At 61.9% G+C, this 13,900-nt stretch carries 11 protein-coding genes and 2 pseudogenes; 7 read left to right on the top strand and 6 right to left on the bottom strand.

Annotated elements, in window-relative coordinates; genetic code table 11:
• The first annotated feature begins 17 nt into the window (after positions 1-17).
• The 4 genes from ACO07W_RS09235 to ACO07W_RS09220 are packed head-to-tail and all read left to right on the top strand — an operon-like array spanning position 18 to position 2,960.
• Positions 18-791, top strand: a complete 774-nt coding sequence (locus ACO07W_RS09235; RefSeq protein WP_421842584.1) for an SDR family NAD(P)-dependent oxidoreductase — start codon at positions 18-20, stop codon at positions 789-791.
• A 4-nt stretch (positions 792-795) separates the two neighbouring features.
• Positions 796-1,332 carry an orotate phosphoribosyltransferase gene (gene pyrE / locus ACO07W_RS09230; RefSeq protein ID WP_421845897.1) on the top strand — a complete coding sequence of 179 codons (537 nt, stop codon included), beginning with the start codon at positions 796-798 and terminating at the stop codon, positions 1,330-1,332.
• A gap of 18 nt (positions 1,333-1,350) precedes the next feature.
• Positions 1,351-2,265, top strand: a complete 915-nt coding sequence (locus ACO07W_RS09225; RefSeq protein ID WP_421842582.1) for a hypothetical protein — start codon at positions 1,351-1,353, stop codon at positions 2,263-2,265.
• A complete protein-coding gene (locus ACO07W_RS09220; RefSeq protein ID WP_421842580.1) occupies positions 2,262-2,960 on the top strand; it encodes a TrmH family RNA methyltransferase in 699 nt (232 codons plus the stop codon). The genes ACO07W_RS09225 and ACO07W_RS09220 overlap by 4 nt, the downstream gene beginning before the upstream one ends.
• 249 nt (positions 2,961-3,209) lie before the next feature.
• Here ACO07W_RS09220 and ACO07W_RS09215 read toward each other — a convergent pair whose 3' ends face one another.
• The 3 genes and pseudogenes from ACO07W_RS09215 to ACO07W_RS09205 form a co-directional block, all read right to left on the bottom strand.
• A complete protein-coding gene (locus tag ACO07W_RS09215) occupies positions 3,210-4,421 on the bottom strand; it encodes an acetyl-CoA C-acetyltransferase (RefSeq protein WP_421842578.1) in 1,212 nt (403 codons plus the stop codon).
• Between the two features lie 345 nt (positions 4,422-4,766).
• A complete protein-coding gene (locus ACO07W_RS09210; protein ID WP_421842576.1) occupies positions 4,767-5,300 on the bottom strand; it encodes a WXG100 family type VII secretion target in 534 nt (177 codons plus the stop codon).
• A gap of 546 nt (positions 5,301-5,846) precedes the next feature.
• A pseudogene (locus ACO07W_RS09205) lies at positions 5,847-6,131 on the bottom strand (IS110 family transposase); the annotation flags it as partial.
• Positions 6,132-6,204: 73 nt separating this feature from the next.
• Here ACO07W_RS09205 and ACO07W_RS09200 point away from each other — a divergent pair.
• Positions 6,205-7,349 (top strand): IS3 family transposase gene (locus ACO07W_RS09200; RefSeq protein ID WP_421840069.1). Its coding sequence is split into 2 segments (ribosomal slippage): positions 6,205-6,472 and positions 6,472-7,349, totalling 1,146 coding nucleotides; the frame shifts between segments, so codons are not numbered across the junction.
• 60 nt (positions 7,350-7,409) lie between these two features.
• Here ACO07W_RS09200 and ACO07W_RS09195 read toward each other — a convergent pair.
• The 3 genes and pseudogenes from ACO07W_RS09195 to ACO07W_RS09185 all read right to left on the bottom strand — a co-directional run.
• Positions 7,410-8,360: pseudogene (locus ACO07W_RS09195) on the bottom strand (IS110 family transposase); the annotation flags it as partial.
• Positions 8,361-9,046: 686 nt separating this feature from the next.
• Positions 9,047-9,877 (bottom strand): SDR family NAD(P)-dependent oxidoreductase, encoded by an 831-nt coding sequence (locus ACO07W_RS09190; protein WP_421845896.1) that lies wholly within the window; start codon positions 9,875-9,877, stop codon positions 9,047-9,049.
• Between the two features lie 402 nt (positions 9,878-10,279).
• A complete protein-coding gene (locus ACO07W_RS09185; protein WP_421842574.1) occupies positions 10,280-11,203 on the bottom strand; it encodes a LysR family transcriptional regulator in 924 nt (307 codons plus the stop codon).
• A gap of 259 nt (positions 11,204-11,462) precedes the next feature.
• Here ACO07W_RS09185 and ACO07W_RS09180 point away from each other — a divergent pair, with 259 nt between their 5' ends.
• Together ACO07W_RS09180 and ACO07W_RS09175 are read left to right on the top strand one after the other, a co-directional pair.
• Positions 11,463-12,131, top strand: coding sequence for a hypothetical protein (locus tag ACO07W_RS09180; protein WP_421842572.1), 669 nt, complete (start codon positions 11,463-11,465; stop codon positions 12,129-12,131).
• Positions 12,132-12,224: 93 nt separating this feature from the next.
• Entirely contained in the window at positions 12,225-13,709 is a 1,485-nt protein-coding gene (locus tag ACO07W_RS09175) for a metallophosphoesterase family protein (protein ID WP_421842570.1), read from the top strand.
• Positions 13,710-13,900 lie beyond the last annotated feature (191 nt).

Below are 13,900 nucleotides of genomic sequence, written 5' to 3'. Positions count from 1 at the left end.
TTACTACACTGTCGCTCATGCCGCGTCCTGTCGCCCTGATTACGGGGCCCACCTCGGGGATAGGAGCCGGCTACGCGCGACACCTCGCGCGTGATGGCTACGACCTGATTCTGGTCGCACGCGACCTTGACCGGCTGAACCAGTTAGCCGGCGAGTTGGCGGCTGGGGTGGTCAACGTCGAAATTCTGCCCGCCGACCTGGCCGATGCGGCGGCCCGCGACGAGGTCGCCAGCCGGCTGGCCGCGGGGGTGCGAGTTCTGGTGAACAACGCCGGTTTTGGAACGTCCGGAGAATTCTGGACGGCTGATCCCGCGTTGCTGCAGAAGCAACTTGACGTCAACGTGACGGCTGTCATGCAGCTGACCCGAGCAGCGCTGCCGGCCATGCTGGACGCGGGCACCGGCACCGTTATCAATGTTGCCAGTGTGGCCGGTTTGTTGCCCGGGCGAGGTTCGACGTACTCGGCATCGAAGTCATGGGTGGTCTCGTTCACCGAGGGCCTGGCCAACGGGCTGACCGGCACCGGCGTCGGTGTGCACGCGGTGTGTCCAGGCTTTGTGCGTACTGAGTTCCACAGTAGGGCAGGTATCGACATGGCCGGCCTGCCGTCGTTCTTGTGGCTCGAGGTTGACGATGTGGTTCGTGGAAGCCTCGCCGATATCGCGCGCGGCAAGGTGATTAGTGTCCCCGGTATGCAATACACGTATCTGGTTGGCGCCGGCCGGGTGATGCCGAGAAGGCTGATGCGGGCGGCCACGAGACGATTTGGCGGTGGCCGTGGCCGGACCTGAGCAGATCGAACGTGAGCGCGGCGAGCTAGCAGATCTGGTGCGGCGGTTGTCCGTGGTGTACGGCCGCGTCACGTTGTCGTCTGGCAAGGAGGCCGACTACTACGTTGACCTGCGCCGTGCCACTCTCCACCACCGAGCATCGGCGTTGATCGGCCGACTGATGCGCGAACTTACCCACGATTGGGACTATTCGGTCGTCGGTGGACTCACCCTGGGTGCCGATCCGGTGGCAACTGCCATCATGCACTCGCCGGGTCGTCCGATCGATGCGTTCGTGGTTCGCAAGTCGGTGAAGACCCATGGCATGCAACGACTGATCGAGGGTTCGGAAGTCTCCGGTGAGCGGGTGCTCGTGGTTGAGGACACCAGCACGACTGGCGCATCGGCGCTGACAGCGGTGAGCGCGGTCCAAGACGCGGGTGGCCAGGTGATCGGTGTGGCGACCGTTGTGGACCGAGCCACCGGGGCAGCCGAGGCAATCGAAGCTGCGGGAGTGCCGTACCGCAGCGTGTTGGGCCTTGACGAGCTAGGGCTGCGTTAGGTGCTGGGCGGGATCACGATGCGCACTTTCATGGCGTTGCTCGTCTGTCTAGCCTCCGCCGCGTATCTGGTGGGCTGTTCGAGTTCAAGCCATGTCGATCGTTCCTACGGGGCTCAAGGCGCCAGAATGGGCGAGTCGCTGGCAGTGCTGGGTTGGAATATGGGTGTGTCCAATCTGCGCTGGGACGGTGACTATGTGCTGGTCGACGTTTCGGCAAGTTTGGCGTCTCAGACCGACCCGCCTGCGCCGCATGCCAAACCGGAGGACATTCGCTATGGGCTCTATGGTGCGCTGGCGCACCCGATCGAGGCTGCCGGACTGGGCAGCTGCGATGACGCGCTTGCTGACAGGCCGCATGTCAATGCGCCGCTGTCTGCGCCCCCCAAACGGCTGACCGGAACGGTCTGTCTGGGCCCCTTGACCGACCGCAGCGCGGTGCGCGGCGTATACGTCTACTCCCCGCGCGATCGTATTCCGGATACGGCGGCGGCTTACGCGGCCGCATTTCCGGTGGGAATGTTGCCGACGAACGCCAACGACACCGGTCTGGTGGTCAGGACCACGAGCGTGTCGGCCTGGCGCGCCGACGGTACCCCGTTGACTAAGGCGCAGCTCGGTGATCCGACAGTGTTCACCGGCAACGGCTTCATGCTGTTGGGGCTGGAAGCCGATGCCCTCTCGGCGCGGTACCGTGATGATTCTGCCGCGCGGGGTGGCCCGATGATGCTGTTGGCCGCGCCGACTCTGCCTGGCAAGGGACTGAGTCCAGCATGTGCGACGTACGGATCGGCGGTGCTGATTTTGCCTGACGCGTCGCTGGACGCAGTCCACGTGAAAGCATCGTTGTGCACGCAGGGTGATATCACTCAGGCGTTGTTGTACGCAACGGTTGCGCTTGTTGGCACGCATGCCGCTGTGTGGACTGCCCGATGACGCAGCCTGGATTGCCTGACTCCGTGGGCGCGAATCACCCGCAGTGTGATCAGGCTGAGCCCGGTCCGACCGAGTGGGGTCTACCGGCCGGTGGCGTCGGGCCCTGGCTTGGTGAGCTCCCTGGCGATCCCCGATATGACCCAGTCTTGTTGCGGGACGGTGATACGCGCAATGTCGTCGACGCCTACCGGTACTGGACCCGCGAAGCGATTATCGCCGACATCGATACACGCCGTCAGCGGCTGCATGTAGCGATCGAAAACTTCGGCCATGATGCGAACATCGGCTCGGTGGTGCGCACCGCCAACGCTTTCGCGGTCGACACCGTGCACATCGTCGGTCGTCGGCGGTGGAACCGTCGCGGCGCCATGGTCACTGATCGCTACCAGCGGTTGTGTCATCATGACAGCACTGCCGCGCTGCTGGATTTCGCGGTCGGAGCAGGTTTGACGGTGGTCGCGGTGGACAACATCCCTGGGGCCGCCAGGCTGGAGCAGACGACGCTGCCGTTGGATTGTCTGCTGGTGTTCGGTCAGGAGGGCCCTGGTATCACCGAGGAGGCCCGCGCGGGTGCGGCGATTACCGTGTCGATCGCGCAGTTCGGCTCGACCCGCAGCATCAATGCCGGTGTTGCCGCCGGGATCGCGATGCACACATGGATCACGCAGCATGGTGACGTGGTGCGTGCCTGGTAGGTGCGTTGGCGGGTGACCGCCACCAGCACGCTAGGGGTGCGCGATTGCTGACGCCAGACCGGGTTGGCTGCAATCGTATTGGGCATCGAGCGGACATCGCGTTTGGGTTTGCAAGGGCTTGTGTTGGCGCAGTTGGCGAGATTGCAGTGCGGCGGTGTTCCAGCGGGCCGGCTATCGAGGTGATGCTGGTCGGTCGGTCGGTCGGTCGGTCGGTCGTGAGTGCGAGCGCCACCGCTGGCGCGGTTGTGGTCAGACGCGCTCGATGATTGTGGCCACGCCCATGCCACCGCCCACACAGAGCGTGATGAGCGCCCGGCGGGCGTTTCGCCGCTCCAGTTCGTCGACCATCGTTCCGGTGATCATGGCGCCAGTGGCGCCCAGCGGGTGGCCCATCGCGATCGCGCCGCCGTTGACGTTGAGCTTCTCGTCAGGAATCCGTAGTTGCCGCTGGAACTTCAGCACCACCGACGCGAACGCCTCGTTCAGCTCGAAAAGGTCGATGTCGGCCACGGTCAGGCCGGCGCGGTCGAGTACCTTGCGGGTTGCCGGTGCCGGGCCGGTGAGCATGATCGTTGGTTCTGACCCACTGGTAGCGGTAGCGACTATGCGCGCCCGCGGTGTCAGGCCCTGCGACCTGCCGGCAGCTTCATTGCCAACAAGAACCAACGCGGCCCCGTCGACAATGCCGGAGCTGTTGCCGCCGGTGTGCACGTGGTTGATCTTCTCGACCCAGTGGTACTTCTGCAAAGCGACCTCATCGTAGCCACCTGTCTCACCGATCGTGGCGAACGCCGGCTTCAGCTTGGCCAATCCAGCCATTGTGGTGTCGGGTCGCATGTGTTCGTCGTGGTCGAGGATCACCAAGCCGTTCGGGTCTCGGACTGGCACGATTGACTTGGCGAAGTAGCCGCCAGACCAAGCGGCGGCGGCGCGCCGCTGGCTGCGAAGGGCGTAGGCATCGACGTCGTCGCGAGAGAAGCCTTCCATGGTGGCAATCAGATCGGCGCCGATGCCCTGGGGCACGAAAGAGGTGTCGTAATTGGTTGCAGGGTCGTGCGACCAGGCTCCGGCGCCAGAACCCATCGGTACGCGAGACATCGATTCGACACCGCCGGCTAGCACCAGGTCGTCCCATCCAGATCGAATCTTCTGCGCAGCGGTGTTAACGGCCTCCAAACCTGACGCGCAGTACCGGTTGAGTTGCACGCCGCCGGTGGTGTTAGGAAAACCCGCCACCAGCACAGCGGCGCGGGCGATATTGCCGCCTTGCTCATCCACTGGCGACACCACACCCAGGATGACGTCGCTGATCAAGTTCTCATCGAGGTCGGGAAACCGTCGGCGGGTCTCGTCGAGCAATCCGACGATCAGGCTCAGCGGCTTGACCTCGTGCAGCGAACCGTTCCGGTGCTTGCCGCGGGGCGTGCGAATGGCCTCGAAGATGAAGGCTTCCTGGGGCATGGCATTCCTCTCAGGTCCTCTTCATAGTCACATGTTTTCGTGCTGGGCGGCAGATCCGGGTTCACCCGTGTGTTAGCTGGTGAATAATCTTTGGGCGAGCTATTGGTCGCGGTGACCAGACCGTCATTGGCGTCGAAGGCTAAGGCGTCCGCCAGGTCGGCGCGCTGTTGTTGCCAGACCATTGCTTAATGGACGCGGCTTGTCACGGCCTAGCGCGCGTTACGCACTCCTCGTCCGACTCCTTGTGGCGGTACTCGCATACAGTGGGGACGCTGGCCCGCATTTCTCAGCGAATTGAGGCTGCGCCGTTGGCTCGGCTGCGATTTTTCAGGGGGCCCTGGCTTCTTATACGTTGAACTGCCGCGCCCATTGCTGTTCGGTAGATCTCATTTGACTGACAGCTAGGTCGAGGGCATCTATGAGCCTACTGGTGGTGGCGATGATACTGCGGTTAGCGCTCGTGAGCCCGGTTAACACTTCTTGAGCGGTTTCTGCGGTGTTTCCCTGAGAACTGGTTGCAAGAGATGTCTGCGAGCTGTGGATCTGAGTCAAGGTTGATTCGGACTTTGAAAGAACGTGTCGCAAACTGGCCGCCCGCTGTGCGAGATCGTCATAGTCGTACACCATGACGGCGTCCCCAGAGGGGGATGTGGCCATCGTATTCGCGGCAAAAGTAGCGTCAGTAGACCGTGACGTGTCGGATTGTGGACTCGCCGCGCCCGAATAGCTGTCAGTGTTGCTGCCGAGCGAGATGGCGGAATCCTTATTTGTAAACTTTCGTGCCCCCTTATTTTCGCCTTCGGGATCGATCGCGGCAGCGCTGTCTAGTTTGGGGGCTTGGTCGGAGGTGCCTGAACTGGAATCTTGTAATAATTCCATGTAGGGGTCTTCTTCGCCGGGAAGGCCGTTCTGAAAAGGTCTGGGGGAATTTGGGGAGTCCGGCGATTGCGGGGGTTCAATCGACTTTAACGATTTGGATGATTGCGGGGGATCGGGAGATTTAGCCGGAGTTGCGAAAGTAGAGCGCGGTGGAATTTCATCGTATTGGTGTTCGTATGGCGTTCTTTCGTAAGCGCGACTGATGCCAAACTTGGTTGAAATCTCGTCATATACATGCGCGTTGGGGTCATCCTGCAGCCATGGATCGTCTTTGGCGATGTATGGACCCTCTCGGTCTTCATCGTCCAGGGTTACGAGTGCCGGATTAAGGCTGCTCCTTTTAGGGGGGTTGGGTGGTGGAAGAGGTGGAGCTGGCTCATAAGCCCGGGGGATTTGGGAATCGGGTATGTCGCCGAGGAGGCTACCCGGAGTCTTTTCGTAGATGTCGGATTCATCGGGCGACGACGGATGGGTAGGAACTGTGGCGGGAGGGGCGGGATTTGAGCGAATGAGACGACGCAGAAAGACATCTCACGAAGTTAAAAGTCAAGCCACGAGCGAGGGAGGAGGTGGAAAGGCTAGATGTTCGGTGTAGTGCTGGCCGGTTTGCAGGCAGTGGTGGAGTTGGCCGAGGAATTTGTTGAACAGATGTCGTTGGGCTTGGTGGTTCCAGTCTCCTGCGGCGCGGCGGGTGTCGTAGTGGCGACGGGCGCCCGGCGAGGCGCGCAGCGATGCCAAAGCCCAGATGGGACCCACGGCGGCCAGGCGCCGGTTCTTGATATGGCGGTGCAACACGAGGGTTTTCTTGCCGCTGGCGCGGGTGATCGTGGCGTGTTCCCCGTGAATGAGTCCAGCTTGTTTTAGAGTCTCGTGGCCCTAAACGTGGGCTGGAAGGGACAAGGAAATGGCTGGTCGTAAGAGGTATGCCGCCGAAGACATTGTGCGCAAGCTGCGCCGAGCTGATGAGCTGGCCGCCGGCGGCAGCTCCGGTGAGCAGATCGCTGCCGAGCTGGGGGTATCGGCGGCCACCCTGTACAACTGGCGCCGAGCCTACGGGGGAATGGATCTCGATGCGGCCCGCGAGCTCAAGGAACTGCGCGAGCAAAACGGGCGGCTCAAACGGCTGTTGGCCGAGGCCGAGCTCGTCAAAGACGCCCTACGTGAGGTGGCCAAGGGAAAATTTTGAGCCCAGCCGCCAAACGCCGCGCCGTGGACATGCTCACAGAAGTCAAGGGCATCTCAGAACGGTTGGCGTGCCAAGCGGTTGGGCTGGCCCGCTCAACCTACCGACGTGTCCGTATCGACCAGACCCCGGCGGACCCGGATGCCGATCTGCGGGCCTGGCTGCGTTCCTACGCCCGCAAACACCCCTGTCACGGGTTTCGCCGTGCGTGGTCGGCGTTGCGCTACGACGAGCATCACCAGGTCAACAAGAAGAAGATCCACCGGCTGTGGCGCCAAGAGGGACTGCAAGTCGCCGTCCGCTCCCCACGCAAACGTGGTGGTGTGCCCTCAGTGCCGCCGATCATCGCCGATGCCCCCAAGGTGGTGTGGGCGCTGGATTTTCAGTTTGACTCCACTATCGACGGCAGGTCGGTCAAGATCGCCTCGATGCTCGATGAGCACACTCGCGAGTCGCTGCTGGACATGACCGCACGCTCCATCACCGCCGAGGCGCTGGTCGACGAGCTCGAGCGAGTGTTCACCACTGCCGGGGGTCCGCCCACGGTGCTGCGCATGGACAACGGGCCGGAGCTGATTTCTCAAGCGTTGCAGCAGTTTTGCGACGGAAAAGTCGGGCTGACCTATATCCCCCCAGGTCAGCCCTGGAAAAACCCCTACATTGAATCCTTTAACAGCCGCTTACGAAAGGAGTGTCTGAACCGCAACTACTGGACTGACCTGCTCGAAGCCAAGGTGGTGATCAGCGATTTCAAACACGAGCACAACCACCGCCACCGCCACTCATCGCTGGGTTATCGCACTCCGGCCGAATACGCTGCCCAATGCAGCCACACCCATCACCCCATAGCCTGCGACATCAACTAAAATCCAGATCAACAACAACCTGGCTCTAATTCCAGGTGGACCCGATATCGGGGACCAGCCAATCGGCGCGGCTCCGGCGAATGCTTTCAGTCCGCGGGCGTCGGTGAAGCGGGCGCGGTCATCACCGATCTCGGCGAGTACCCGGGCACCGGCCAGGTTCCCCAGTCCGGGGAAGCTGGTGATGATCGTGGAGTCCGGGTGCTGCTCAAAATGGGCGGTTGCCGCCTCGGCGAGATCAGCAGCAGTGGTGCAGGCAGCCTCGAACTGACCCAGCAGCCCTGCCAATTGGATACCCATCGCGTTCTCCACGACCGGTGGTTGGTGCAGGTAGGTGTCGGTGAACACCTCCCGCAACCGTTCGATGTCACGGTCGAGATGGCGGCGGCGGCCGGCCTTGGCCAGCAGTCGGCGCAGTCGGGCCGGGGTCAGCTTGGTCGCCTGGGTGGGGGTTGGTGCAGCAGCCAAGATGGTGCGCGCATCTCGACGAGCCAGCCCGCCCTCGGGCAGGTCGGCGAACGCGGTGATGGCCGCCGGGTAGAAATCTTTGAGCACATCGCGAATCTGGTTGCCGATGTGTTGACGTGCCCATACCGCGTCTTGCTGAGCGCGGGCCAGCACCCGGATCGCCTGGGCCAACTCGGTGTCGGCGGGCAATGGGCGGTGCGCGCCGGGGTCGGTGCGCACAATATTGGCCAGCAGCACCGCGTCGGCACCATCGGATTTGGCCCCCGACACCGCATACCGTGCCCGATACCGCGAAGCCGCCAACGGGTTGATCGGATAAATCACCCGGCCAGTTTCTCGCAGCGCCGCCACCCACAGGCCACGATCAGTTTCCATCCCCACTGGTATCGGATCAGCGGCACTGTCACCGGCCTCAGCCAGCAACGTCAACAGCTGCGCGAACCCGGCCGCATCATTGCCCAGCCGTGCACGGGCTACCACCCTCCCGTCGTCATCAACCACAGCAACATCGTGATGCTCAGTAGCCCAGTCGATTCCACAAAACAAGCCCAAGACGTCCTCACTTTTTCGTCGGTGGATGGTTGCGCCGTTACCGGTGGACTCACGCGGCGCCCTAATCGCGGGACTCCAAGGTCCGTCATCTCACTAGCCGTCCGTGACTCCAGCACATCGCAGGACTTCGTTCTGTCGAAGAGCTCAAGGCTCGAGAACAACCATCAGGAAGTCACCCCTGCGACGGGCTCGGGCAACGGAATCTCACCACCAACCCGACAAGACCTGCCGCCAGACGCGCCGCTCTTTCTCAAGTCGTCGAACGACGGGAACACCAGACGTCACCTGACGGCAGATCCCGCAAGAAACAGGCCCCGGTCACCAACACCCGGACCGGTAACCAATCCCTACTAAACGATTAGGACCACCTGCTCGCGGCGCCGGACGGAGGGGAATTGTCGCCGTTTGGAGGGAGGTCGGGAGATGTCACAAGTACCTAATTCCTATCCGGGGGAGATGCAGCGAGTTGTCGGGTTCAAGCCGACAACAGTTGCATCAAAGGATACCGCGTGCGCGTCTGTGCGTGTATCAGTGATCGTGTTGCCGTAGGCGCATCGGGGAGCGATCGCGACTTGCCCACGGTGGTGTGGCAGTTCGGGGCGCCCGCGTCAGTTCGATGGCGTTGGGCTAAACGTGCTCAGCACGATTGGGCGGTGCGGCAGCGGCTGCATGCGGTGCGGTTAGATGCCTACGCCGTCGACGCAAGCTGGAACAGGTTCCATATGCTGGCGAAGGCGTACTTCTATGAGGCGATCGAGCAACCAGTCCGGGAAGATCCGGTACATCAGTACCGCGGCTTTTGCGCCCTTACCGATGATGTAGCGGGTCCGAATCCGGCGGCGGTTGGCAATCAGAGCGATTTTGTTTGCAACAGCTGTGGCGGGAACGCTTTCTAGTTCCCCCATTGAGCGTGCTGCTGCGTTGGCCCTGGTGGAGTAGTAGGTAGATCCTGAGTTGGATCGCAAGGACTCGCCGGCGCCTCGTAGTCCGTCGGTATCGATGGCGCCGGGTTCGATGAGAACAACTCGCACGCCGTACGGTTTTAGTTCGATTCGTAGGCTGTCGCTGAGGCCTTCGAGTGCGAATTTCGATGCATGGTACCAACATCCAAACGGCGCATAAATCCTGCCGGCAATCGACGATACGTTCATGATTGTGCCCTTGCCTTGCTCTCGAAACGTCGGCAGAAATAGCTGAATTAGCCGGGCGTGTGCAAAGAGATTGACTTCAAACAGCTTTTGCGCCGTCTCAAGGGGAATGTCTTCTAGGGCGCCGTACAGTCCGGAACCTGCATTGTTGACGAGGACATCAATGCGGCCGGTCTCGTCGAGGACACGATTCACGCAATCCCGACGTTGTGCATCATTGGTGATGTCGGCCTGGATCGGACGTACACCGGCTAAGTCGTTCAAGAGGTCAGCGCGCCGTGCGACCCCGTATACGGTGAATCCGTCGGATGCCAAACGCAATGCGGTTGCTGCGCCAATACCGGCTGATGCGCCAGTTACCAACGCGACTTTACCTAGGCTCAACGCCGTGTCCTCCAAGGTATCGGCTACAGAAACATGCTGGGGTTGCCGCTGTTTGATCGACGCGGGGGGTCGGGCGGCTTATGCGGTGCATCACCGGTGCTGGTTGTGCTAGTTGCTCACGCGCTGGTGATGTCCTCCATGGTGGTCAGGGGGTTGATCGGCTTGCTACGGAACGTCTTCCATTGCCGTCAACGACGCTAGCTTAGTTGAGCGTGGCTTGAGCGGCCACGGCATGCCGTGACGTACGGGTTCGCTCTAGCAGGGTGAGATGTTCATCACGCGCGGGTTTGAGGACCTTCGATGACTTCGTCGGCGTCAAAGGCCGGCCAGTGCACACCCGACACATTTCTGGCAGGCCATCGAGAAGTGAAGCGTTGACAATCAATGGGAATCGGCGAGCACGCGTGCGCCTGAGTCTTTGAGGAATGTGATGAAGCTTTTCGTCGCTGGGGGTACCTGTCGGTCTTTGATCCATACTGCTCCCACCTCGCGATGGGCGTCCGGGCTGCTGATGGGGATCTCGGCGATTCCGGGCTCGGGATGAAGGCTGCGGGGTAGCAGCCCAACTCCGAGGCCGGCGCGGATGAGGCCACGCAAGGTGGCGATCTCTTGTCCCTGGAATGCCAGAGTCGGCCGAAAACCTGCGTGGTCGCATAGGCGGTCGAACACGTGTCGTAGGCCGTGCGGTGCTGTCAACGCGATGAATGACTCGCCGGCGGCCTCGCGTAGCGTGACGCTGTGGCGCCCGGCGAGCCGGTGTCTGATGTCGACAACCAAGTACAGGCGCTCGTCGCCGAGGGTGACCGATTCCAGTCGCGGGTCGGCTGGAACGGGTGCCACGATTGCCACATCAATGGCGCAGTTGTGCATGTGGTCGATGAGTTCATCCGTCGGGCCTTCGTGGAGTTCGAACGTGATGTCGGGGTGTGCGGCCAAGAACGCGTCGATGAGCATGGGAACATCACGCAGCCCGCGGCTGTGAACAAAGCCGAGCGCCACGCGACCATGGTCGGGGTCGACGACGTCGCCGACTTCTTGGCGGGCAACGGCTAAGCTGCGCAACGCATTCTGGGCGGCGGGTAGAAACGCACGTCCAGCCGCGGTCCGCACCACCCTGCGGCCCGATCGCTGCACCAGCGGCGCGCCGATCGACGCGCCGATACGGCGCATGACCGAGGTCACGGTGGGCTGCGGAACTCCCAGCCGGTGGGCCGCCCGCGTGATGTGTTGTTCCTCCAAGACCGCCACCGCGATACGGAGTTGCGGCGCAAGCACCTCAAACCAATCAGAATCTGAATCGATCACATCAAAAATCCTATTGGAAATTATCGTTTGTCGATACGACAGTGGAGGAGTCTCGCACAACAGTCGTCGACCCGGCGGTATCGATTGGCGAGGGCCGTTAGGACGACGGTCCGACGCATTGAACACCACCCCCGGTGCTCACCGTGATACATGCAGTGCGATCAGAGGAAAGGGGACCGACATGGATCTGGACCGCATCACTAATCCACTGAGACTGGCCAAAGGCTCCCACCAACGAGGGTCGGGCAAAGGATGCGCCATGAACGTCATTTCCTACATCAACGGCGACGCTCAGATCACCGACTTCCCGGCGTGCTCGGCGCGCCCGCTAGCTGTATTGGTTCAGTCCTGCAACGACCTGCTGGCCGGCCCTGACGGTTACCTAGCGCCAGAGCCCAGCTTGCTGGCACTCGAACTTGGTTGGCAGACGGTCGGAACCGCGGATGTCACCCATAGCGTGATCCATGCGTGGGTGGCTGAACTGCTGGCCAGCCCGACCTGGGGAATTATTCGCTACGCCAAACTCACCACGATCAAAGCGATTCAAGACATCGCCGAGCTACACCGCAAAGCCGCCGCGGGCGACAACGCCCCACGGGCGGTTTGGGCTGCTGCAGATCGGAATGCTCGTGCCGTCGACCTCGCGATGAACTGGGCCACAACCCCTGTTGGGCACTACGCCATTCAGACCGCATGCCAGTCGACGGCGCCCATTGATCCTGCCGACCCGGCGGCTCTGGAAGCTCTAGCCGGCAGCGCCGTGCGGACCCACGGCCTGGCAACAGGAGATGCCCCAGTCGCCCGTGTGCTAGATCTGACCCGCCACGCAATCCATTCATGGCGCCAGCTAGCCGGACTCGATCAATCCGGCGACATTGACCCCACCCGCATCGACAACGTTTTGCGAGGCATAGCAGTACCGGCATGAGGCGCAGCTATTCTCTGTGCGCTGAAGGTGCACGCCTCAGAATGATCCAGGAGCAGATGTCACGAGCGGCGGGTTGTGCGGCGTCGATGGCGTGTGGGTGATCGAGCCACCGACGCAACTTATGAGCAGCCGATAGCCTGGCTCACCGTGGATATGGACTCGATCAGGTTTGGTCAGGTATTGCAACAACCACATGGCTTTACCAAGGAGGCGCTCAGCTTCTTTTTGCGCGACTTGGAGTGGCTGACCTCAGATGATTCCTGGTTTGGCAAGCGTCATTCCGAGCCGCCGCCGGTGCTGCAGTTCGCCTGGCAGATTCTGCTCCTACTCGAACAAGAAATTGTGCGGATGATGTCGGCTGGACCGCCGTTTGAGCCTCGCCACGGCCTCGATGGCGCCCTGATCTTGTCGCAGGTGCATGCTCTGTTCCCGGACCGCTGGGTCGCCTGCTTCAAAGAGCTCGGTATGCCGGATTCGCTGCTAACCAACGATTTGCTTGCCGAGTGGCAGCCTCACATCGCTGAAGGCCTCCCACTCGCCAACGGCAACCTGTTGAGCAATCATCCGTGGTCGCTCAATGATCCGGCCTGGACGCTTGTTGTTCCGTACTACATTGCGCTCTGCCTTGACCCGTCGATCAAGGCTCCCTTCGCGACCAACCCGGCCCGCATCGAGATCGCCGACACCGACATGTTGTCCTTGGCTATCGTCGGTGACTGGGGTAGCGGGTCGTTCGCAGACGGGCCCGGTCAACTGTGCCCGGCTGAGGCCATCATGCAGCAGATCGACGCGCTGCCGATCGATTACACCATCCATCTCGGCGACGTGTACCCGATCGGCAGCCGACCGTTCTATGACAATTTCTTGTTGACTTGGAAGCCCGGTCGGCGCGGATCCTTCAACATCAACTCAAATCACGACATGTACGGGTGGGGGATCGGCTACTTCGACCAAGCGATGCGCCACGCAACTTTCGCTGCACAACAGGGTACGAGCTACTTTTCCGTCGACTTCGGTGAGTGGCTGATCGTGGGACTGGACACCGCATACCACGACATGAGCCCGCTGCAACTTGCCGGCGCCATCAACGACACTGCGCAGAAGACTTTCCTGCGGGAGACCATCCGAGAGCAGGCCGAGCGCACGGGCCAGAAGATCTTTCTCCTGACTCACAACAATGCCTATACGCACGATGGCACCGCGACTACGAACATTTGGGACGACGTGATCGCCGATGACGCGCTCGGCAGAGCGCCCGATGTCTGGTACTGGGGACATGCCCACAACGGCATCGTCTACTCGACCGCCGCAGCCGGTGGTCCCGATGTCCGCGCTCGTTGTGTCGGCCACGGTAGCTTGCCGATGGCACCGCCAATCGAGCTCGCGTCACATACCGGACCCGGCAAACCCATTGCCGGATTCGCCTGTACCCCGTACCCCGATGACGTCGCAGAACATCGCGGGCGGGCGATGAACGGATTCGCAACTGTCACCCTGACCCGAGACGGTGGCATCGCGGAGCGGTTCCTGAATCAGGATGGCACTGACTGGCATCCTCAGGAACCAGCAAGCGCCTAGCCTGGGCGCCGGTTATTGGAGCGACTCATGAACCGGCTTGTCGTTTCCGGGGGGGGGGCTGATCGGATAGAAGACAACTGCACCAGCGGTTGCGGCAGCAGCGAGCCACCGGTCAGTTGTCTCAGACCGGAGGGGTCGGCGGCGCCGATGGCTCAGCAGCCTTCCTGCGATGGGTTGTTCGTGATCCCAGC

Origin of the sequence: Mycobacterium sp. (assembly GCF_965230835.1) — a bacterium.
Classification (GTDB): Bacteria; Actinomycetota; Actinomycetes; order Mycobacteriales; family Mycobacteriaceae; genus Mycobacterium.
The sequence above is the reverse complement of the archived record's forward strand: the minus strand, read 5'-3'. Positions and strand labels throughout refer to the sequence as shown.